The sequence below is a fragment of the Micromonospora sp. USAFONa4 genome (assembly GCF_057197825.1).
This window is the reverse complement of record NZ_CM170072.1, coordinates 5,212,306-5,232,724: the sequence shown is the minus strand read 5'-3', so window position 1 is coordinate 5,232,724 and position 20,419 is coordinate 5,212,306. Positions and strand designations below refer to the sequence as shown.

Sequence of the window (20,419 nt, the reverse complement as noted above, 5' to 3'; positions counted from 1 at the left end):
GTCACCGGTCTCCCCCGATCCGCAGCTGCGCCACGGCCACCCGCTGCCGGATGCCGAGGGCGATGAACGCGCTGAAGGCGAGTGCCGCCAGCAGCAGGCCGAGCGCGGTCAGGCCGATGGGCAGCCAGGGCAGCACGAAGGCGGCCTCCGGCACCGGCCGGCCGGCGGACGGCGTGAGGATGACCAGCGGGGCCATGGTCGCGCCGACCGCGGCGCCCAGCAGCAGGCCGACGCCGACGCCGATCCCGGCCAGGAAGGTCTGCTCGGCCAGCAGCGCCCGGGCCAGCAGCCGGGGGCTCGCGCCGAGCGTGTGCAGCACGGCGAACTCCCCGAGCCGGTGCCGGGCGGTGGCCCAGACGTCGACGATCAGGCCGACCAGGGCCAGCAGCACCGAGCCGAGCGCCGCGGCGAGCAGTCCCGTGCGGGCCCCCTGCCAGTACGGGTCGCCGGCGGCCCGCTCGGCCACCTCCCGCCGGTCGAGCAGCGTCGTGCCGGTGAGGTCGGCCGCCGCGCGGGCCGCCTCGGCGTGGCCGGCGCCCTCGGTGCCCAGCCACCACTCCGGCACCGGCCGGACCCCGCCCCGGTCCCGGATCAGCCAGTCCGCCGCCGCCGGCAGGTCCAGCAGCACGCCCTCGCCGGTCGCGGACGGCACCGCGTCCAGCTCGCCGACCAGCGTGACCGGCAGCGTCGCGCCGGAGAGCACGAGGTCGACCGTGTCGCCGACGCGCAGGCTCAACGCGTCGCGTACGGCCGGGGTCATCAGTGCGGGTACCGGCCGGTTCTCGCCGGCCGGCACCACGGCGAAGCGGCTCGGCGGCTGGAACGCGAACCGGCCACCCTCGCGGTAGTCGACCTCCCAGTCGGCCTTCAGCCCGGCGGCCGTGGCCGACGCACCGACCGGTTTGCCCTGGCCGTCGACGGCCACCCAGCCGCCGTCCAGCGACGCCGGCCGGGCCGCGCCGTCGGCGCCGACCAGCCGCAGGTCCGACACCTCCAGGCGGTACGCCCGCCCGCGCGCGCTCCCACCGTCGGCCTCGAAACCGGACAGTCGTAGGGCGCCCTCCCCGGCGGGGACGGCGACGGTGAACGGCGCCGGCCGGCCGTCGCTGCCGCTGCTGCCCGCCGGAAGCCGGAAGGCCAGCCCGTCCGCCCGGGTCAGCAGCACCCAGAGGCCGATCTGGTGCGGCGTGACGGCGTCGCGCACGGGGGTGCGTACCGTGCCGGTGAGCGACCGGGTGCCGGCGGGCAGTTCCAGCCCGCTCGGCGCGCCGCGCGCCCGGGTCAGCCGGTCGAGCAGTGCCGGCGCGGGCTCGTCGGTCAGCCTCTCGTTGAGTCGCAGCACGCCGGCCGCGGCCGCGGCGTCGAGGCTCACCACCGTCGTCGGCAGGTCGGCGCGGCCGAGGCGGATCTCGTCCCGCCAGGCCGGCAGCGCCTCGCGGACGCCGGGCAGCGCGGCGAGCTGACCGGCCCGGCCGTCGGGAGCCGAGCCGGTGCGCTCGACGACCCGCAGGTCGGCGCCGACGGTGTGGTCGGCCTGGTCGGCCTGCGACAGCTCGCCCGTGGTCACCAGCGACCACGCCAGGGTGCTGCCGCCGACGGCGAGGGCGAGCAGCAGCACCGGGCCGGCGTGCGGGCGCCGCCCCGCCTGCCACATGCCGAACATGGTCGCGGTCCAGGGTCTGCGGTCGACGAACCGCTCGGCGAACCGGGTCGCGGGCGGCAGCAGCCGCAACGCCACGACCGCGCCGGCCAGCACGCCCAGCGTCGGTGCCGCGACCAGCAGCGGGTCCACCCCGAGCCGGCCGGCCGCCCCGGCGACCGGCGACGAGTACTGGCGCAGCTGGGTCCAGGCCAGCACCGCGAAGCCGACCAGCACCAGGTCGAGGCTGGCCCGCTGGACGCTCGCGGCGCGGGTGGGGCGGGACCGGGCCGCCATGTCGGCGACGTAGGTGCCGGCCCCCCGCAACGTCGGGACGACCATCGCGACCAGGCAGCCGGCGGCGGTGGCGGCCGCGGCGGCCCAGATCAGCGTGGTGTTGCCGGCGGCGAGCGTCAGCGGGGTGGCGCCGCCGGTGCCCACGTGCCGCAGCGCCTCGCCGGCGATCAGGGGCCCCAGCACGCCGGCGGGCAGGACGACCAGGGCCGCCTCCCGGGCCGCCAGGCCGGCCAGTTGCCGCCGCGCGGCGCCCCGGGCCCGGAGCAGGGCCGTCTGGCCGCGCCGGTCCTCGTGCAGCAGGGCGGCGACGAGCACAAGCGCGTACCCGCCGAGGACGACGATCAGCAGCAGCGGGGTGGCCAGCGAGGAACGGCCCACCAGGTCGGCCCGGGTGACGCGGTCGAGGAGCCGGTCGATCGCCGTGACGGTCTGGCCGGAGGAGCCCAGCCCGGCCGCCTCGGGCACGTCGGCGAGGGCCGCGGTGAGCGCCTGTCGCACGTCGGACAGCCGCCCCGCGCCGGCCGCCGCCGCGAGGTCCGGCTCGACGACCCAGGACGCCGACACCGAGCCCGGGTACGTGGCGACGAAGTCCGCCGGGTCCAGCACGAACGGCCCGTACGAGGTGCCGGCGTCCGCAGCGCTGCCCGCCCCGACCCCGGGTGCCAGCCGCCAGTACGGGTCGGCCGCGTCGCGGGGCCGCCAGGTCCCGACGAGCACCACGGTGCTGGCCTCGTCGGACCGGCGGTCCAGCATCGGCACCCGGTCACCGACGCTCATCCCGAGCACGCCGGCGACCCTCTCCGGCAGGGTGACCTGTAGCGGCGAGGCTCCCGGGGCGGGCCAGGCGCCGCCGGTCAGCTCGGCGTGGCGGGGCAGGTCGTCGAGAGCCGCCAGGGTGGCGAAGACGGGGTCGTCGTCGCGGGCCACGGGGCCGAGGTCGCCGGTCAGCTCGCGGCCACCGCCGTAGCGGGCGGCGTCGACGGTGACCGGCACCCCGCCGAGGCCGGCGGCGAACCCGTCCCGGACGGCCCGGTCCCGGGCCGCGAACTCGGCCGCGTCCCGGCCGGCCGTGCCGCTGACCAGGAGGCTGCGCTCCTCGAACGACGCCCCGCTGAGCAGGGCACGCTGGCCCGCCTCGACGGCCCGCCGGTTGTAGTCGGAAAGCCCGGTGACCAACGCGACCGCCACCAGGGCCGCGACCACCGCGGCGAGCAGCAGCCCACGCGCCTCGCGGGCCCGCCTCCACACCAGCTTCATCCGATGCCCTCCCCTGGCCCGCTGTCGGGCCGACGACCAGGGAGAGCGGTGACGTGCCGGGAAAGGTTCGCGCCCGTTACTTGATCGTTATCCGGAGGCGCCCGACCGGTGGGCGGGGCCGGCGACCCGGCGAGGGCGGCGCGGTGCGCGGGATGTGCTTCGATCACCGGATGGAGATCGCCCTCACCGCCCTCATGGTGGCCGTCGTCGCGCTGCTCGCCGCCCAGTTGCCGGGCAGGACCGAGCAGGCGCGGACCGCGTACCGGCTCGCCGAGATCGAGCGCCGGCTCCGGCTGGTGATGGACCACCTGGGCGTGGTGGACGCCTCGCCCGTGCCGCCGGAGGTGGGACAGCACCTGGCCCGGGGCGACAAGATCAAGGCGATCGCCGCGTACCGGAAGGCGACCGGCGCGGACCTGCGCTCGGCCAAGGAGGCGGTGGAGGCGTACGGCGACCGCCGGTGACGGCGGGCACGCGTCGCGCCGGCGCCGGCGGGACGGCGGCGTCGGGCGGGCCGGTCAGCGGGGGCGGTCGCGGTCCTTGGAGGGCTGCACGCGCTTCGGCTCGCCGGGCATCTTCGGGTGGTCCGGCGGGTAGGGCATGTCGCCCTGGCCGGCGGTGTCGTCCCGGTCGGCCCACTCCAGCAGCGGGCTGATGTCCCACGCGGTGTCGTCGATGCCGGCGTGCGGATCGCCGCGCTCGGCCAGCCGGGCCGGGACGGTGCGCAGGTCGAAGTCGTCGGGGTCGACGTCGGGCAGCTCGTCCCAGGTAACCGGGGTGGACACGGTGGCCCGGGCGTTGGCCCGCAGCGAGTATGCGCAGGCGATCGTGCGGTCGCGGGCCATCTGGTTGTAGTCGACGAAGACGCGCTCGCCCCGCTGCTCCTTCCACCAGGCGGTGGTCACCAGCTCCGGCCGGCGCCGCTCCAGCTCGCGGGCCAGCGCGATGGTGGCCCGGCGCACCTCGGTGAACGTCCAGCGTGGCGCGATCCGCAGGTAGACGTGCACGCCACGGCCGCCGGAGGTCTTCGGCCAGCCGGTGGCGCCCAGCTCGTCGAGGAGCCCGCGCAGCTCCCCGGCGGCGGAGACCGCGTCGGCGAAGTCGGTGCCGGGCTGCGGGTCGAAGTCGATGCGCAACTCGTCGGGGCGGTCGACGTCGGCGGCACGCACCGGCCACGGGTGGAACACGATGGTGCCCATCTGGGCGGCCCAGGCCACGTGGGCCAGGTCGGCGGGGCAGAGCTCGGCCGCGCTGCGACCGCTCGGGAAGCTGATCGTGGTCGTGCGCACCCAGGGCGGCACGCCCCGCGCGGGCACCCGCTTCTGGAAGAACGCCTCCCCCTCGACGCCCTCCGGGAAGCGCTGCAACGTGGTGGGACGCTCGCGCAGGGCGCGCATGATGCCGTCGCCCACCGCGAGGTAGTAGTGGAAGACGTCGGCCTTGGTGAAGCCGCGCTGCGGGAAGATCACCCGGTCGGGGCTGGTCAGCCGGACGTCGTGCCCGGCCACCTCGATCAGTTCGGCCGCAGCCTTCGTGCCACCCATTGCGCGACCATATGCCACACCTCCGACGTCCGACGTACCGTTGGCGGGTGAGTCTTGACGAGAGTGAACTGCCCCGTACCGAGGAAGAGTGGCGGGTCCGGCTCAGCCCGGAGGAGTTCCGGGTGCTGCGGGAGGCCGGCACCGAGCGCCCGTGGACCGGCGAGTACGTCGACACGAAGACGCCCGGGACCTACCACTGCCGGGCCTGCGGCGCGCAGCTCTACCCCAGCGACACGAAGTTCGACTCGCACTGCGGGTGGCCCAGCTTCGACGACGCCATCCCCGGCGCGGTCAAGGAGATCGAGGACCGCAGCCTGGGGATGAGCCGCACCGAGATCCGCTGCGCCCGGTGCGACAGCCACCTGGGTCACGTCTTCCGGGGCGAGGGTTTCACCCCGAAGGACACCCGGCACTGCGTCAACTCCGTCTCCATCCGGCTGGAGCCGCGCGCCGAGGCCTGACCCGGCACCCGGGGTTCAGGCCTCCCGGGCCGGGGTCAGCCCGGCCATCAGCGAGACCTGCGCCGTACGCGACCGCTCGACGCGGCCGGCGAAGTCGCGTACGCGCGGGTCGGCGCCGACCTTCTGGTGCGCCCGGGCCAGGTCGGCCGCCGCCTCCTGGTGCGGGCCGAGCAGGCCGAGCAGGACACGGTCGACCTCGCCGTCCGGGGCGCCCCGCAGGCGTGCGATGTCCTCGGCGGCAATCCCGTGCTGTCCGTGGTCGTGCCGGCGGGCGGCCTCGGCGGCGGCCGGTCCGGCGTCGCGCAGCCAGCCGCGCATCGTGGCGAGTTCGTCGGTCTCGGTGACCTCGATGGCGGCGACGAGAGTGTGCAGCTTCCGGTCGGTCACCCGGTCGCGGCTGAGCCGCACCATCTCCAGTGTCTGCTCGGTGTGTGCCGCCAACATGGCCAGGAAGACCACGTCCAGGCCGTTCATCTCGGGCCGGCTGGCCGCGGCCGGCCCCGGCGGCGCGGGGCCGGACGACGCCGGGGCGGTCCGCGCGGCGCAGCCGGGGACGGTCAGCAGGACGGCGAGCAGGGCGACCGTGGGCAGCCGTCGCATGGCGTACTCCGATCTGGGAAGGGGTGACGGGTGCGGGCGCCGGAGGGACGGGCCGCACCCGTCCGGTCAGACCTGCGTCCAGAGCGCCGGCACGTGCGGCGGTTCCCAACCGGGGATCGCGGTGTGCGCCTGCCGGCAGCGGTACGTCAGCCCGCCGTAGGTGACCTGGTCGCCGGCCTGGTAGGCCCGGCCCGCCGTCCAGCTGCCGCCCGGCGCGGGCGGGGTGGTCGGGGCGGCGGTGGGGGTCGGGGTGGGCGACGGGGCCGGCGGGGTCGGGCTCGGGGTGGGCGACGGGTTGCCGCCCCCGCCGACCTGGAGGTCGACGCAGGAGTAGAACGCGTTGGCGGTGTCCGCGATGTTCCACACGGCGAGGACCTTCTGCCGTCCCGGGTAGCCGCCCAGGTTGACGGTGTGCGAGACGGTGGCGCCGGGCTGCTGCCCGCCGCCGTTGAAGACGGCCACCCGGGTGCCGCCGATGAAGTACTCCCAGTTGCTGGTGGCGTGCCGGGCGGTGTTGGTCCAGGTGAAGGTGACGGAGCTGCCGACCGAGGTGGCGGGCCAGCCCCGGCTGTCATCGTTGAGGACGGCGAACTGGGCGATCCCCGCGTGGCAGCTGCGCAGCCCCTTCGGGCCCTCGACGCTCTGCGGCTCGTACTTGATCTGCCCGCAGTCGGGGACCCGCCCCTGGGCGCAGAGCGCCTGGCGGCTCGGCGGGCCGGACACGTAGCCGTGGGCCTGGGCGGGCGCCGCGACGGCGAGTGCGGAGACGACGGCACCCGTCGCCACGAGCGGGATGGTGATTCTTCGACGCATGGTGGCAGCTCCTTCGGACTTAAGCCTGGTGAGGTGCCACTCAACATAAATTAAAGCTTGTTAACAGTAAAGACTCCTGTCGATAGAAACATCGCGCCTTCTGCACACGCAGGGTGACCGTCAGAGCAGCAACAGGCTGCCCCGCTCGTCCACCCGGTCAGCGGACTCGTCGTCCAGCCAGACGCCACCGGTGGCGAGGTAGCGGAAGCGGTACTCCCCCGGGCCGAGTCGTACGGTGACCGTCCGGGTGCCGTCCCGACGCGGAAGGAGTTCGTGCCGTCCCGGCTCCCAGCCGTTGAAGGAGCCGACCACGCTGACCGGGCCGGGCGGGGTGTCGCGGGGCAGGCTGAAGGTCACCCGCACCTGGTTGCCGAAGAGCTTGTTCCGCTTGATCATGTCGTGTTCCTCCGGGGTCGCGCGCGGTCACCCGGTACAACGCCCGACACGCCGGGGGCGACACGCCGCCACCCCGGAGTGACCTGGGCCGATCCGCCCGCCCGGCTCCGTCCGGTCGCGGCACGCTCGGAAAAACGTGTCGGTCTTCGGGGGGTTCTGTCGTGGCGACGTGCGAGGTCTGCGGTAACGACTACTGGATGGCGTTCGAGGTGCGGACCGTCAGCGGCGACGTGCACACCTTCGACTGCTTCGAGTGCGCCGCGCACAAGCTGGCGCCGATCTGCGAGCACTGCCAGGTCAAGATCGTCGGGCACGGGGTGGAGGTGTCCGGCCGGTTCTTCTGCTGCGCGCACTGCGCTCGCGAGGAGGAGGGCGCCCGGGGCGCCGAGATCCGCGACGCGGTCGGCGCCCGCCCCGCCTGAGGCCGGCGGTCGGCCGGCCGCCGCCCTGGCCGCCCTGGCCGCCCGGTCGGCCGGGCGCACCGGCGGCACGCGGGGCAGCGGGGCGGCTGACCCACGGGCCCGGCCTACCATCGGGGAGTGCCACAGCCCCCCGTGCCGAGGACCGCCTCGTTCGCCGACCTCGACGCCCGCACCTTCCACGACCTGCTCCGGCTCCGGATCGACGTGTTCGTGGTGGAGCAGGCGTGCCCGTACCCGGAACTCGACGGGCGCGACGTCGAGCCGGGCACCCGCCACCTCTGGCTCGACGACGGCGGCGCGCCCCTGGCGTACCTGCGGATCCTCGCCGACCCGGGCGGCGTGGCGCGGATCGGGCGCGTGGTGGTGGCGCCGGAGGCGCGCGGCGGCGGGCACGCGGGCCGGCTGATGGCCGCGGCGCTGGAGCTGGTCGGCGACCGCCCCTGCGTACTGGAGGCCCAGTCCCACCTGGTCGGCCTCTACGCCCGCCACGGCTTCGCCGTCGCCGGCCCCGAGTACGTCGAGGACGGCATCCCGCACACCCCGATGCGCCGGGAAGGCATTGACCGAAGCCGATAAGTGTGACAGCCTCCGGGCAGAGCCGTCGCGGAAGCCACGCAGCGCGCACGGGAGGGGCAACTCCCGGGCCGTCCGGGCGTCGTCGTCCGACCTCTCCTCCCGGGGGCTCCCCATGTCCACTCAACTCCGCACCTCCCGCCTGGCGTGGCTGCTCGCCGTCGCGGCGACCGCCGTGCTGCTGCTGACCACGGCCCTGGCCAACCCCGTGTCGGCGCACGGCTCCGTGGTGGACCCGGCGTCACGCAACTACGGCTGCTGGCAGCGCTGGGGCAGCGACTTCCAGAATCCCCGGATGGCCACCGAGGACCCGATGTGCTGGCAGGCCTGGCAGGCCAACCCGAACGCCATGTGGAACTGGAACGGCCTGTTCCGCGAGGGCGTCGCCGGCAACCACCAGGCCGCCATCCCCGACGGCCAGCTCTGCTCCGGCGGCCGGACCGAGGGCGGTCGCTACAACGCCCTCGACACGGTCGGCGCCTGGAAGACCGCCCCGGTCTCCAGCAACTTCCGGGTCCGCCTCTACGACCAGGCCAGTCACGGCGCGGACTACATCCGGGTGTACGTGACCAGGCAGGGCTTCAACGCGCTCACCGAGCCGCTGGGCTGGGACGACCTGGAACTGGTCGGCCAGATCGGCAACACCCCGGCGTCGGGGTGGAAGCCGGAGCCCACAGGCGTGTCCATCGAGATCCCGGCGAACGCGCCGGGGCGGACCGGGCGGCACGTCGTCTACACCATCTGGCAGGCCAGCCACCTCGACCAGTCGTACTACCTGTGCAGCGACGTCGACTTCTCCGGCGGGCCGACCACCCCGCCGCCGACGACGCCGCCGCCCACCACGCCGCCGCCGACCACTCCCCCGCCCACCACTCCCCCGCCCACCACTCCCCCGCCCACCACGCCGCCGCCCACGACCCCGCCGCCGGCCGGGGCCTGCACGGCGACGTACCGGGTGACCGGGCAGTGGACCGGCGGGTTCCAGGGCGAGGTGACGGTGACCGCCGGTGGTGGGGCCGTCAGAGGCTGGTCCGTGACCTGGACCTACGCCAACGGCCAGCAGGTCACGTCGGCGTGGAACGCGACCGTGACCACCAGCGGCACGCGGGTCGTCGCCCGCAACGCGGAGCACAACGGGTCGCTGGCCCCCGGGGCGAGCACCACGTTCGGCTTCCTCGGCTCGTGGTCCGGCACCAACAGCGTGCCGACACCCACCTGCACGACCGTGGCCTGATCCGCACCGGAACCCCGGCCGGGGTCGCAGCCCACTCCCTCCGGGCGCGACCCCGGCCGGCCCGGCGGTGCGGCGGGCAGGCGGGCGTCAGACCAGGCCGTTGACGATGTCGGCGACCGAGCGGCGACGACCGGTGTAGAACGGGATCTCCTCCCGGACGTGCCGGCGGGCGCCGGAGGCCCGCAGGTCACGCATCAGGTCGACGATCCGGTGCAACTCGTCGGCCTCGAACGCGAGCATCCACTCGTAGTCGCCGAGCGCGAACGAGGCGACCGTGTTGGCCCGTACGTCCGGGTAGCCGCGGGCCATCTTGCCGTGCTCGGCGAGCAGCTCGCGCCGCTCGGCGTCCGGCAGCAGGTACCACTCGTAGGAGCGGACGAACGGGTAGACGCAGACGTAGGAGCGCGCCTCCTCGCCGGCCAGGAACGCCGGGATGTGGCTCTTGTTGAACTCCGCCGGCCGGTGCAGGGCCATCTGCGACCAGACCGGCGTGAGCGCCCGACCCAGCGTGGTACGGCGGAACCGCAGGTACGCGTCCTGGAGGTCGTCGCTGGAGGCGGAGTGCCACCAGATCATCAGGTCGGCGTCGGCGCGCAGCCCCGAGACGTCGTACGTGCCGCGGACGACCACGTCCTTGCCGGCCAGCTCCGCGAAGAGCGCCTCGACCTCGCCGGTGACGTTGTCGCGCAGCGACGGCAGCGGGCTGCTGGCCCGGTACACCGACCACATCGTGTAACGGATGCTGTCGTTGAGCTCCCGCAGCCGGGCCGCGTTGGTCTGCTCGGTCATGTCCCCGGTCCTCCCAGTGCTGTGATGATCTCCTCGGCCGCCGTCTCGCCGGAGCGGACGCAGATCGGAATGCCCACCCCGTCGTACCCGGCGCCGGCCAGAGCCAGGGTCGGGTGGCTCGCCCGCAGGGCCGCCCGCGCGGCGGCCACCCGGTCGGCGTGCCCCGGGGTGTACTGCGGCAGCGACCCGCCCCAGCGCTGCACGTGGCCGGCGACCGGTGCGGGCAGCGGCACGCCGAGCACCGCCGACAACTCCCGGTGCACGGTGGCGGCCAGGTCCTCGTCGGTGCGCTGCACCTGCCGCTCCTCGCCGTAGCGGCCTACGGAGGCGCGGACGAGCGCCAGCCCGTCGGTGCGGCGCAGGTGGCCCCACTTGGTGGTGAAGAAGGTCGACGCCTTGATCAGCAGACCCTCGGTGCTCGGCACCAGGAAGCCGGACAGCTCGGGCAGCTCCGGCTCGGGCAGCGCCAGGGTGACCAGCGCGACGCTGGCGTAGTCCAGCCCGCCGACGCCCTCGGCCACCTGCGGGGCCGGGCCGCCGAGCAGCCGAGCCGCCGGGCGGGCCGGCACGGCCAGCACCACGGCGTCGACGTCGACCGACTCCACCTCGCGGGTGGGGCCTACGGTCAGCCGCCACCCGGCCCCGGCCGGGGTCAGCTCGCGTACCGCCGCGCCCCGCCGGATCGTCGCCCCGCTGGCCGCCGCGGCGGCCTCGACCAGCGTGCTGAGGCCGCCGGCCAGGGTGCCGAAGACCGGCGCGCCCGGCGCGCGGGGGGCCGCCGCCTGCGCGGCGCGCACCGCGCCCACCAGGGTGTGCTCCACCCGGGCCGCCCGGGCCAGCGCCGGCATCGTGGTCGCCAGGGAGAGGCCGTCGGCCCGGCCGGCGTAGACGCCGCCGAGCATCGGGTCGACCAGCCGGTCGACCACCTCGTCGCCGAACCGGGCCCGGACCAGCGCGCCGACGGAGACGTCCTCGTCCGCGCCGAGCAGCGGACGGCCGGCGTCGACGTCGGCGTCCGCCGCCGGCCGCGCGACCGTGGCCACCCGCTCCAGGTCCCCGGGTACGCCGACCAGCGTGCCGCCCGGGATCGGGCGCAGCCCCCCGTCGACGACGAGCGCGGCCTGCCCGACGGTGGGGTGCACGATCCGCTCCCCCAGGCCGAGCCGGCGGACCAGGGCCACGGCGGCGGACTCGCCCCCGGCCGGGTCGCGCATCAGGAACGACTCGGCGCCGAACTCCACAGGTGAGCCGGCCAGCTCCCCGGTGCGCAGCTTGCCGCCGAGCGCGCCGGACTGCTCGTACACCGTGATCTCGGTGCCGGCGGGAGCGCGGTCGCGCAACTTGACCGCGGCGGCCAGCCCGGCGATCCCGCCGCCGACCACCGCCACCCGCCACGGCGCCCGCATGCCGCTCAGCCCCGGTCGCCCGACTCGGCGGACAGCTCGTGCACCAGGGCGACCACCCGGGTCAGCACGTCGGGGTCGGTCTCCGGCAGCACCCCGTGCCCCAGGTTGAACACGTGCCCGGGGGCGGCCCGGCCCTGCTCCAGGATCCGCCGCACCTCGGCCTCGACCACCGGCCAGGGCGCGAACAGCACGCACGGGTCGAGGTTGCCCTGCACCGCCCGCTCCGGCCCGATCCGCCGGGTCGCCGCGTCCAGCGGCGTACGCCAGTCGACGCCCACCACGTCGGCGCCGGCCTCACCCATCGCGCCGAGCAGCTCGCCGGTGCCCACCCCGAAGTGGATCCGGGGCACGCCCGCGTCGGCCAGCCCGGCCAGCACGCCCGCCGAGTGCGGCAGCACGAAGCGGCGGTAGTCGGCCTCCGACAGCGCGCCGGCCCACGAGTCGAAGAGCTGCACCGCGGACACCCCGGCGGCCACCTGCACCCGCAGGAACTCCAGCGTCACCTCGGCCAGCCGGCCGCAGAGGGCGTGCCACAGCTCCGGCTGGCCGTACATCATCGCCTTGGTCTTCGCGTGGGTCCGCGACGGGCCGCCCTCGACCAGGTAGCTGGCCAGGGTGAACGGCGCGCCGGCGAAGCCGATCAGCGGGGTGTCGCCCAGCTCGGCGACGAGCATCCGGACCGCCTCGTCCACGTACGACACGTCGTCGCGGGTGATCGGCCGGATCCGCTCCACGTCGGTCAGGGTGCGCACGGGCTCGGCGACCACCGGGCCGGTGCCGGGCACGATGTCCAGGTCCACCCCGGCGGCGGCGACCGGCACCACGATGTCGCTGAACAGGATCGCGGCGTCCACGCCGTGCCGGCGTACCGGCTGGAGGGTGATCTCGGTGACCAGGTCGGGGCGGCGGCAGGACTCCAGCATCGCCACGTTGGCCCTGATCGCGCGGTACTCCGGCAGCGACCGGCCGGCCTGGCGCATGAACCAGACGGGGGTGTGCGGGCCGGGCTGGCGCCGGCAGGCCCGGACGAAGGGCGAGTCGGCCGGTCCGCCGGGGCGGGGGTCTTCGTCTCGGGCGTCGGCGCCCGTCGTCGTGGTGCTCATCGCGGCCATCGTGCCACGGGGGACGCGACCGGCAGCGGGCAGCGCCGCCTTTTGTGACCCCGGTCAGCCCGCTGGCGGCGGGCACCCACGACATGCCCGCTCCGGGCGGTGGCGGCGGGGCCCGGCCGGCGGTGGCGGCGGCCCCGGCGTCGGACGGCTCCGGCGCGCCTCTCGGGCGGGCGGGCGGCCGGCGGCATAGGCTGCCGGCATGGCCCCCCCGATCGCGCTCCCGGAGACCTTCGCCCGCGCGGTCACCGGGCTGCGGTCCGCGGCGCCCCGGTCGGAGATCGTGCTGGAGGAGGTCGGCGCGCCACAGCGCCTCGCCCCGTACGCCTTCGCGCTCTCCGCCACCGTCCTGCGCGACGGCGAGGAGGTGGCCTCCGGGCGGCTGATCCTGCTGCACGACCCGGCCGGTCACGAGGCGTGGCAGGGCACCCTGCGGCTGGTCACCTACGTGACGGCGGAGCTGGAGGTCGACCTGGCCGCCGACCCGCTGCTGCCGGGGGTGGGCTGGACGTGGCTGACCGACGCGCTCGAGGCGCAGGACGCGGAGCACCGGGCGATCGGCGGCACCATCACCCAGACCATGTCGACGCGCTTCGGTGACCTGGCCGGGCCGCCCGCCGCCGGCGACATCGAGATCCGCGCCTCCTGGACGCCTGTCGACGACGACCTCGCCCCGCACCTGCTGGCCTGGTGCGCGCTGCTGGCCTCGACCGCCGGGCTTCCCCCGCCCGGGGTGACCGCGCTGCCGGAGCGTCGCCCCGCCGGCGCGGCCTGACCCCGCGACGGGTCACCTCACAGATACTTCTCGGCCTCGTTGCAGACCTTGTCCATGCCCTGGATGGCCCTGTCGTAGGCCGCCTTGTTGCCGTTCGCCGCCGCCGCGAGCGCGGTGGTGAGCTTGTCGAGGCAGTTGGCGATGACCTTCTTCTGCCGGGCCTGCTCGTCCCGGTCGTTGCGGGTGCCGGTGAGGTCCTGCTCGGTGTCGCCGAGCTTGTCCCGGACCGCCTGGAGGTCGGTCTTGAGCTTCTCGATCTCCTTGCCGTTCGCCGTGATGGTGCCGTCGCGCTGGCTGACCTCGCTGGCCATCTTCTTCTCGGTCCGGTCCAGCTCGTTGGTGGTCGACACGAACAGGCCGGTCATCACCCCGCCGAGGACGAAGAGCAGCCCGGCCACGACCGCCAGGACGAGCACCTTGTGGCTCTTGCGGGGGCCGCCGGGCGCGGGAGCGCCGAAGGGCGGGGCGGAGCCGGGCGGGGCGGACAACGGCTGCCCGAAGGCCGGGCCGGAGGCCGGGGGGACCGACATCGGCTGCCCGAAGGCCGGCCCGCCGGAGGCCTGACCGGCGTGGGGCGACGCGCTGCCGGGGCCGTAGCCGGGCGACGCCGGCGGAGCCGACTGGGGGTAGCCGGAGGGCCCGGCCGGCGGAGCCGACTGGGGGTAGCCGGCGGACGGGGCCGGGTTGTACTGCTGCGGCGCCGGGGCGTACTGCTGGCCGGCGTCCTGCTGGTCGGGCGTGTACGGGCGCGCGCTGCCGTAGGTGGTGCCGTGCGGGGCACCGCCCGACGGCGGCTGACCGGGCGCGGGCGGGTACGGCGGGTAGCCCTCCGGCCCGGTCGGTGGCTGGGACATGTCGTTCTTCCTCCACGGGTGCTGGTCCGGGCGCGTGAGCCGCCGGGCCGAGGGGTGGGTTGGGCGCTGACGGGGTCAGCAGATCTTGAAACCGTCGCAGGCGACCTTGATCGGTACGGCGAGACCGATCCCCTCGGCGTTGCGGGCCTTGGCGGTGGCGATGCCGACGACCTGCTTGCTGCCGTTGATGACCGGGCCGCCCGAGTTGCCGGGGTTGATCGGGGCGTCGAACTGGATGACCGGGCCCTCGCCGCCGCCGGCCTCGCGGAAGGCGCTCACCACGCCGGTGGTGACGCTGTCCTCCAGGCCGAGCGGCGCGCCGACGACCACGATCTGCTGGCCGGACTTCACCGCGGCCGGCGCCGCGACCAGGCCGGTGAACTTGCCGTTGGTCCGCAGGTGGGCGACGTCGTTGGCCTCGTCGACGCGCACGATGGTCGCCGGGAAGCGCTGGTCGGTGCGCTCCAGGAAGACCTCCCGCTCGCCGGTCTGCCAGAGCGCGTCCACCACGTGGTAGTTGGTGAACAGGTTGGTGCCCCCGCCCGCGGCCGGCTTGCCGATCGCGAACGCGGTGCCGGTGGAGTTGCCGGCCCGGACCCGGAACACGCTGGGCAGCACGGCGCTGGCCACGGCCTCCGGGTTGAACGCGGCGCCGGCCTGCTTCTCCAGCGCCCCCGCCCGGGACTCCAGGCCGTCGAGCCGGGTGCCGTCGGCCGCCTGCGCCGCCGCCATCCTGCTGTCGGTGTCGCCCAGCCGGTTCGAGAGCCGGTTGATCTGGTACGCCTGCACGCCCGTCACCACGGCCAGCAGGCCGGCGAGCACGAGCGCGGTGACGGTGAGCCCGCGCCCCTTCGTCGCCGGCGCCGGCGCGGCGGGGTACGGCTGGCCCGGCCCGGGGCCCTGGGGGTGGCCGTGGGCGGGCGGCTGGTTGGGGGCACCCGGCGGCGTGGCCCCGGACGCGGGGGGCCAGCCGGGCCCCGGGGTGGTCCCGGGCGGCGTCGACGGGCCCGGGGCGGTGGACGGCGCGCCGCCGTGTCCCCAGCCGCTGGCGGCGGGCGCGGCGGCGGGGGCGGGCGCGTTGGCGGGGGCCGCGCCCCACTGGCCCGGCTGCGCCGGCGGCGACCAGGCGGGGCGGGGGGCCGGGGGCTGCCCGGGGGCGCCCGGCGGCAGGTACGCGGAGCCGACCGGCTCGATCCGGGGTGGCAGCGGCCCGGGGCGGGCCGTCCCCGGCGGGAACCCGCCGTCACCCGGTCCCGCCGGGCCCTTGTCCGCCGACCCGTAGCCAGTCATGATCGCCTTGCCCTCCCCGTAGACGCCCCGCTCCGCACGCGGGACCCTGATGATGCCGTACCCGCGCAACGGCCCGATGGACCGTACCTGCGTCAACGGGCTTTGTCTTCCCCTATGTCCGGCCCCGGAAGGACATCCGGCGGTCGCCCGGCGACACACACCGGACCGGCTTCACCCACCGCGTCGTGTCGCGCACTAGGGTTGTCAGGTGACCGACGAACCACCCCTGCGCCGTCGGCCCGCCGAAAGCCGTACGGGAAACGATGCGCACCACCCGCCGTCGGCCCGACCGGAGCCGGAGGCCGCGGGGACCGAAGCGACCACCGACGGGCCCGTTCCGCTGACCGCCCCGCGCGAGGGCACACCCCAGCCGGCGGCCACGCCCGGCGAGCTGGACGACGTCGTGGCCCGCTTCGCCGCAGGCACCGGCCCCGTCGCCCTCGACGCCGAACGCGCCTCCGGCTACCGCTACAGCCAGCGGGCCTACCTGGTGCAGCTGCGCAGGGCCGGTTCCGGCACGGCGCTGATCGACCCGCTGCCGCTGCCCGACCTGAGCGCCCTCGACACGGTGATCGGCGAGGCGGAGTGGGTGCTGCACGCCGCCAGCCAGGACCTGCCCTGCCTGGCCGAGCTGGGGCTGCGGCCCCGCCGGCTGTTCGACACCGAACTGGCCGCCCGGCTGGCCGGATTCGAGCGGGTCGGCCTGGCCGCGCTGACCGAGCAGCTGCTCGGCTACAGCCTGGAGAAGCACCATTCGGCGGCCGACTGGTCGAGCCGCCCGCTGCCGGAGTCCTGGCTGACCTACGCCGCGCTCGACGTGGAGATGCTTGTCGACCTGCGCGACGCGCTCGACGAGGAGCTGGCCCGGCAGGGCAAGTCCGCGTGGGCAGCGGAGGAGTTCGCCGCGCTGGTGCGCACCGGCGCCCGGCCGCCGAGGGTGCGGGCCGAGCCGTGGCGCCGCACGTCCGGCATCCACCGGGTGCGCGGGGCGCGGGCCCAGGCCCGGGTCCGTTCCCTCTGGTACGCGCGGGACCAGATCGCCGCGCGGCGCGACGCCGCTCCGGGGCGGGTGCTGCCGGACTCGGCCATCGTCGCGGCGGCGGAGCTGGATCCGAGGGACGAGAAGACCCTGCTGACCCTGCCCGGCTTCGGTGGCCGCTCGGTGCGGCGGCTGGCCCGCACCTGGCTCGCCGCGCTCGACGACGCGCGGCAGCTGCCCGAGGACGCGCTGCCGGTCGCCCCGACGGTCGAGGGTCCCCCGCCGCCGCACCGCTGGGCGGAACGGGATCCGGTGGCGGCGGCCCGGCTGGCCCGCTGCCGGGAGGTGGTGGTCCGGATCGCCGGCGCGTACCAGCTGCCGCCGGAGAACCTGATCGCCCCCGACTCGATCCGCCGGCTGGCGTGGGTGCCTCCGGAGGAGGTCACGGAGGCGGCCGTCGCGGAGACCCTCCGGGGCTTCAACGCCCGCGAGTGGCAGATCACCCTGATCCTTCCCGCCCTCACGGAGGCCCTCACCGATCCACCCCCCGCCCCTTGACCCGGCGGTGTGGGGTGGGCCACACGGGGGCGGGTGCCAGTGTTGGTTACTGGCGAGTAGCATCCGGAGGAACACGCCCGTGCCGGCGACCTTCGTCCGGTCCGTAGTGCCGCCTGCCGGCACGCAGGCCGGATCAGGTCGAAGAGGAGGCTCAAGTGCCCCGTGAAGTCCGGGATGTCGTCTTCGTCGACGGCGTCCGTACCCCGTTCGGCAAGGCGGGTGGCATGTACGCCAACACCCGCGCCGACGACCTGGTGATCCGCTGCATCCGCGAGCTGCTGCGCCGTAACCCGCAGCTGCCGCCGGAGCGGGTCGAGGAGGTCGCGATCGCCGCCACCACCCAGATCGGCGACCAGGGCCTCACCATCGGCCGGACCGCCGCCCTGCTGGCGGGCCTGCCCAAGACCGTCCCCGGCTTCGCGATCGACCGGATGTGCGCCGGCGCCATGACCGCGGTGACCACCGTCGCCAGCGGCATCGCCATGGGCGCGTACGACGTCGCCATCGCCGGCGGCGTCGAGCACATGGGCCGCCACCCGATGGGCGAGGGCGTCGACCCCAACCCGCGGATCGTCGCCGAGAAGCTGGTCGACCCGTCCGCGCTGGTCATGGGCGCGACCGCGGAGAACCTGCACGACCGGGTCCCGCACATCACCAAGGCGCGCACCGACGCGTTCGCGCTCGCCTCGCAGCAGAAGACCGCCAAGGCGTACGCCAACGGCAAGCTCCAGGACGACCTGGTGTCCGTGGCGGTCCGCGACGAGGAGAACGCCTGGGGCATGGCCACGGTCGACGAGGCCCCCCGCGACACCTCGCTGGAGAAGCTCGCCACCCTGAAGACCCCGTTCCGCCCGCACGGCAAGGTCACGGCGGGCAACGCGGCCGGCCTGAACGACGGTGCCACGGCCAGCCTGCTCGCCTCCGAGGACGTCGCCCGCGAGCTGGGCCTGCCGGTCGCCATGCGGCTGGTGTCGTTCGGCTTCGTCGGCGTCGAGCCCGAGGTGATGGGCGTCGGCCCGATCCCGTCGACGGAGAAGGCGCTGCGCCTCGCCGGCCTGACCATCGACGACATCGGCCTGTTCGAGCTGAACGAGGCGTTCGCCGTGCAGGTGCTCGCCTTCCTCGACCACTTCGGCATCGCCGACGACGACCCGCGGGTCAACCCGTGGGGCGGCGCGATCGCCATCGGCCACCCGCTCGCCTCCTCGGGCGTGCGGCTGATGACCCAGCTCGCCCGGCAGTTCGCCGAGCACCCCGAGGTCCGCTACGGCGTCACCGCCATGTGCATCGGCATCGGCATGGGCGGCACGGTCATCTGGGAGAACCCGCACTGGGAGGGTGGAGACAAGTGAGCGCGCTCGCCGCACCGAACGAGGTCGTCACCCGGGCGCTGCTGCGCCAGGTGAACGTACCGGGGCTGGACCGGCCGGCCGCCCTGATCACCCTGGACAACGGCTTCGACCACACCAAGCCCAACAGCTTCGGCCCTGGCGGCCTGACCAGCCTGGACGAGGCGATCACCGCCGCCCTGGCCGCGAACCCGGCGTTCGTCGCGGTCACCGGCAAGCCGTACGTCTTCTGCGTGGGCGCGGACATCACCAGCCTCCCGCAGCTCGCCGACCGCGAGCAGGCGCTGGAGATCGGGCGGCTCGGCCACCGGGTCTTCGCCCGGCTCAAGGACAGCGAGGTCCCGACCTTCGCCTTCGTCAACGGCGCGGCGATGGGCGGCGGCCTGGAGCTGGCCCTGCACTGCCACTACCGGACGCTCTCCGGCGGTGTGGCGGCGCTGGCGCTGCCCGAGGTCTTCCTCGGCCTGGTCCCCGGTTGGGGCGGCACGCAGCTGCTGCCGAACCTGATCGGCATCCCGGCCGCGACCCAGGTGATCATCCAGAACCCGCTCATGCAGAACAAGATGCTCAAGCCGAAGCAGGCCGCCGAGATGGGCATCGCGGACGTGCTGCTGGAGCCGGCGGACTTCCTGGAGCGGTCCCTGGAGTGGGCCGCCGGCGTCGTCCGGGGCGAGGTCACCGTGACCCGGCCCGAGGTCGACAAGGACATGTGGGCGGGCGTGCTCTACTTCGCCCGGCAGACCCTCGATGCGCGGCTGCACGGCGCGGTCCCGGCCGCGTACAAGGCGCTGGACCTGCTGGAGACGGCGAAGGACGCCGACTTCGCCACCGGCACCGCCGCCGAGGACGAGGCCCTCGCGGACCTGGTCTTCTCCGAGGAGCTGCGCAGCGGCCTCTACGCGTTCGACCTGGCGCAGCGGCGGGCCAAGCGGCCGGCCGGCGCGCCGGACAAGGGGCTGGCCCGCCCGGTCACCAAGGTGGGCATCGTCGGCGCCGGCCTGATGGCCAGCCAGCTCGCCCTGCTCTTCGCCCGCCGCCTCCAGGTGCCGGTCGTCATGACCGACCTGGACCAGGCCCGGGTGGACAAGGGCGTCGGCTACGTGCACACCCAGATCGAGAAGGCCGTCAGCAAGGGCCGGATGGACAAGGGCACGGCCGCCAAGCTGTACGGCCTGGTCAGTGGCTCTGTCGACAAGGGCGTCTTCGCCGATGCCGACTTCGTCATCGAGGCGGTCTTCGAGGACCTCGCCGTCAAGAAGCAGGTCTGGGCCGAGCTGGAGAAGCTTGTCAAGCCGGAGGCGGTGCTGGCCACCAACACCTCCAGCCTGTCGATCACCGCGATGGCCGAGGAGCTGGAGCACCCCGAGCGGGTCGTCGGCTTCCACTTCTTCAACCCGGTCGCGGTGCTGCCGCTGCTGGAGATCGTCCGGGGCGAGCGCACCGACGACGCCACGCTCGCCACCGCGTTCGCGGTCGGCAAGCAGCTGAAGAAGTCCTCCGTGCTGGTCTCCGACGCCCCGGCGTTCGTGGTCAACCGGCTGCTCACCCGCTTCCTCGGCACCGTCTTCGCCGCCGTGGACGCGGGCACCCCGCTGGACGTGGCCAACAGCGCGCTGGACCCCCTGGGCCTGCCGATGCGCCCGCTCGCCCTGCTCCAGCTCGTCGGGCCGGCCGTCGCCTACCACGTGGGCGGCACCCTGCACGCCGCGTTCCCGGACCGCTTCGGCGTCAGCGAGAACCTCAAGCGGATCGCCGACTCCGGTCAGCCGATCGTCGTCGACGACCAGATCAACGACGAGGTGGCCAAGCTGCTCGTGGTGGGCGACCAGCCGCTCACCGCCGAGCAGGTGCGCCAGAACGCGCTCGACGCGCTGGCGCAGGAGATCCGGCTCATGCTCGACGAGGGCGTCGTCGCCGAGGCGCAGGACATCGACCTGTGCATGATCCTCGGCGCGGGTTGGCCGTTCCACCTGGGCGGCATCACGCCGTACCTGGACCGGACCGGCACCTCGGAGCGGGTCACCGGCCAGCGGTTCCTGCCCCCCGGTGCGGCCAGCCTGCCCGCCTGAAAGGT

Annotated in this window: 19 protein-coding genes; 9 read left to right on the top strand and 10 right to left on the bottom strand. The window is 75.2% G+C overall.

Going from position 1 to position 20,419, the window contains the following annotated elements:
* Nucleotide 1: 1 nt before the first annotated feature.
* Nucleotides 2-3,193 carry an FtsX-like permease family protein gene (locus AC0OO9_RS23095; RefSeq protein WP_484512293.1) on the bottom strand — a complete coding sequence of 1,064 codons (3,192 nt, stop codon included), beginning with the start codon at nt 3,191-3,193 and terminating at the stop codon, nt 2-4.
* 170 nt (nt 3,194-3,363) lie between these two features.
* Between AC0OO9_RS23095 and AC0OO9_RS23090 the strand changes: the two genes are divergently transcribed.
* A complete protein-coding gene (locus tag AC0OO9_RS23090; RefSeq protein ID WP_132233105.1) occupies nt 3,364-3,657 on the top strand; it encodes a hypothetical protein in 294 nt (97 codons plus the stop codon).
* Between the two features lie 54 nt (nt 3,658-3,711).
* Here AC0OO9_RS23090 and ligD read toward each other — a convergent pair whose 3' ends face one another.
* Nucleotides 3,712-4,737 (bottom strand): non-homologous end-joining DNA ligase, encoded by a 1,026-nt coding sequence (gene ligD, locus AC0OO9_RS23085; protein WP_132233103.1) that lies wholly within the window; start codon nt 4,735-4,737, stop codon nt 3,712-3,714.
* A 47-nt stretch (nt 4,738-4,784) separates the two neighbouring features.
* Between ligD and msrB the strand changes: the two genes are divergently transcribed.
* A complete protein-coding gene (gene msrB, locus AC0OO9_RS23080) occupies nt 4,785-5,198 on the top strand; it encodes a peptide-methionine (R)-S-oxide reductase MsrB (protein ID WP_132233101.1) in 414 nt (137 codons plus the stop codon).
* 15 nt (nt 5,199-5,213) lie between these two features.
* Here msrB and AC0OO9_RS23075 read toward each other — a convergent pair whose 3' ends face one another.
* The 3 genes from AC0OO9_RS23075 to AC0OO9_RS23065 form a co-directional block, all read right to left on the bottom strand.
* Entirely contained in the window at nt 5,214-5,798 is a 585-nt protein-coding gene (locus AC0OO9_RS23075) for a DUF305 domain-containing protein (protein WP_484512290.1), read from the bottom strand.
* Between the two features lie 66 nt (nt 5,799-5,864).
* On the bottom strand, nt 5,865-6,611 hold the full coding sequence (locus AC0OO9_RS23070; RefSeq protein WP_484512288.1) for a lytic polysaccharide monooxygenase: 747 nt from the start codon (nt 6,609-6,611) through the stop codon (nt 5,865-5,867).
* A gap of 120 nt (nt 6,612-6,731) precedes the next feature.
* Nucleotides 6,732-7,007, bottom strand: coding sequence for an isoamylase early set domain-containing protein (locus AC0OO9_RS23065; RefSeq protein WP_132233095.1), 276 nt, complete (start codon nt 7,005-7,007; stop codon nt 6,732-6,734).
* 161 nt (nt 7,008-7,168) lie between these two features.
* Between AC0OO9_RS23065 and AC0OO9_RS23060 the strand changes: the two genes are divergently transcribed.
* The 3 genes from AC0OO9_RS23060 to AC0OO9_RS23050 all read left to right on the top strand — a co-directional run bounded on the left by AC0OO9_RS23060 (nt 7,169) and on the right by AC0OO9_RS23050 (nt 9,236).
* Nucleotides 7,169-7,429, top strand: a complete 261-nt coding sequence (locus AC0OO9_RS23060) for a Prokaryotic metallothionein (RefSeq protein ID WP_484512285.1) — start codon at nt 7,169-7,171, stop codon at nt 7,427-7,429.
* 117 nt (nt 7,430-7,546) lie between these two features.
* Nucleotides 7,547-8,005 carry a GNAT family N-acetyltransferase gene (locus AC0OO9_RS23055; RefSeq protein ID WP_484512283.1) on the top strand — a complete coding sequence of 153 codons (459 nt, stop codon included), beginning with the start codon at nt 7,547-7,549 and terminating at the stop codon, nt 8,003-8,005.
* Nucleotides 8,006-8,117: 112 nt separating this feature from the next.
* A complete protein-coding gene (locus AC0OO9_RS23050; RefSeq protein WP_484512281.1) occupies nt 8,118-9,236 on the top strand; it encodes a lytic polysaccharide monooxygenase auxiliary activity family 9 protein in 1,119 nt (372 codons plus the stop codon).
* Nucleotides 9,237-9,323: 87 nt separating this feature from the next.
* Here AC0OO9_RS23050 and hemQ read toward each other — a convergent pair whose 3' ends face one another.
* From hemQ to hemE, 3 genes are read right to left on the bottom strand one after another with little or no spacing between them, the layout of a single operon-like run.
* Nucleotides 9,324-10,025 (bottom strand): hydrogen peroxide-dependent heme synthase, encoded by a 702-nt coding sequence (gene hemQ / locus AC0OO9_RS23045; RefSeq protein ID WP_484512279.1) that lies wholly within the window; start codon nt 10,023-10,025, stop codon nt 9,324-9,326.
* Complete coding sequence (gene hemG / locus AC0OO9_RS23040; RefSeq protein ID WP_484512277.1) at nt 10,022-11,431, bottom strand: protoporphyrinogen oxidase; 1,410 nt, start codon at nt 11,429-11,431, stop codon at nt 10,022-10,024. The genes hemQ and hemG overlap by 4 nt, the downstream gene beginning before the upstream one ends.
* Nucleotides 11,432-11,436: 5 nt before the next feature.
* Nucleotides 11,437-12,534, bottom strand: coding sequence for a uroporphyrinogen decarboxylase (gene hemE, locus AC0OO9_RS23035; RefSeq protein WP_357578769.1), 1,098 nt, complete (start codon nt 12,532-12,534; stop codon nt 11,437-11,439).
* Nucleotides 12,535-12,742: 208 nt separating this feature from the next.
* Here hemE and AC0OO9_RS23030 point away from each other — a divergent pair, with 208 nt between their 5' ends.
* Nucleotides 12,743-13,315 carry a DUF3000 domain-containing protein gene (locus AC0OO9_RS23030; protein WP_357578768.1) on the top strand — a complete coding sequence of 191 codons (573 nt, stop codon included), beginning with the start codon at nt 12,743-12,745 and terminating at the stop codon, nt 13,313-13,315.
* Nucleotides 13,316-13,332: 17 nt separating this feature from the next.
* Here the strand turns inward: AC0OO9_RS23030 and AC0OO9_RS23025 are convergent, their stop codons facing one another.
* On the bottom strand, nt 13,333-14,169 hold the full coding sequence (locus AC0OO9_RS23025; protein WP_484512274.1) for a hypothetical protein: 837 nt from the start codon (nt 14,167-14,169) through the stop codon (nt 13,333-13,335).
* Nucleotides 14,170-14,244: 75 nt separating this feature from the next.
* Nucleotides 14,245-15,462 (bottom strand): S1C family serine protease, encoded by a 1,218-nt coding sequence (locus tag AC0OO9_RS23020; RefSeq protein ID WP_484518016.1) that lies wholly within the window; start codon nt 15,460-15,462, stop codon nt 14,245-14,247.
* 205 nt (nt 15,463-15,667) lie between these two features.
* Between AC0OO9_RS23020 and AC0OO9_RS23015 the strand changes: the two genes are divergently transcribed.
* From AC0OO9_RS23015 to AC0OO9_RS23005, 3 genes are all read left to right on the top strand, one after another.
* Nucleotides 15,668-16,996: a ribonuclease D gene (locus tag AC0OO9_RS23015; RefSeq protein ID WP_484512272.1), complete on the top strand. Its 1,329-nt coding sequence runs from the start codon at nt 15,668-15,670 to the stop codon at nt 16,994-16,996.
* Between the two features lie 155 nt (nt 16,997-17,151).
* On the top strand, nt 17,152-18,348 hold the full coding sequence (locus AC0OO9_RS23010) for a thiolase family protein (RefSeq protein WP_151457454.1): 1,197 nt from the start codon (nt 17,152-17,154) through the stop codon (nt 18,346-18,348).
* A complete protein-coding gene (locus AC0OO9_RS23005) occupies nt 18,345-20,414 on the top strand; it encodes a 3-hydroxyacyl-CoA dehydrogenase NAD-binding domain-containing protein (RefSeq protein ID WP_484512269.1) in 2,070 nt (689 codons plus the stop codon). The genes AC0OO9_RS23010 and AC0OO9_RS23005 overlap by 4 nt, the downstream gene beginning before the upstream one ends.
* The last annotated feature ends 5 nt before the right edge of the window (nt 20,415-20,419 follow it).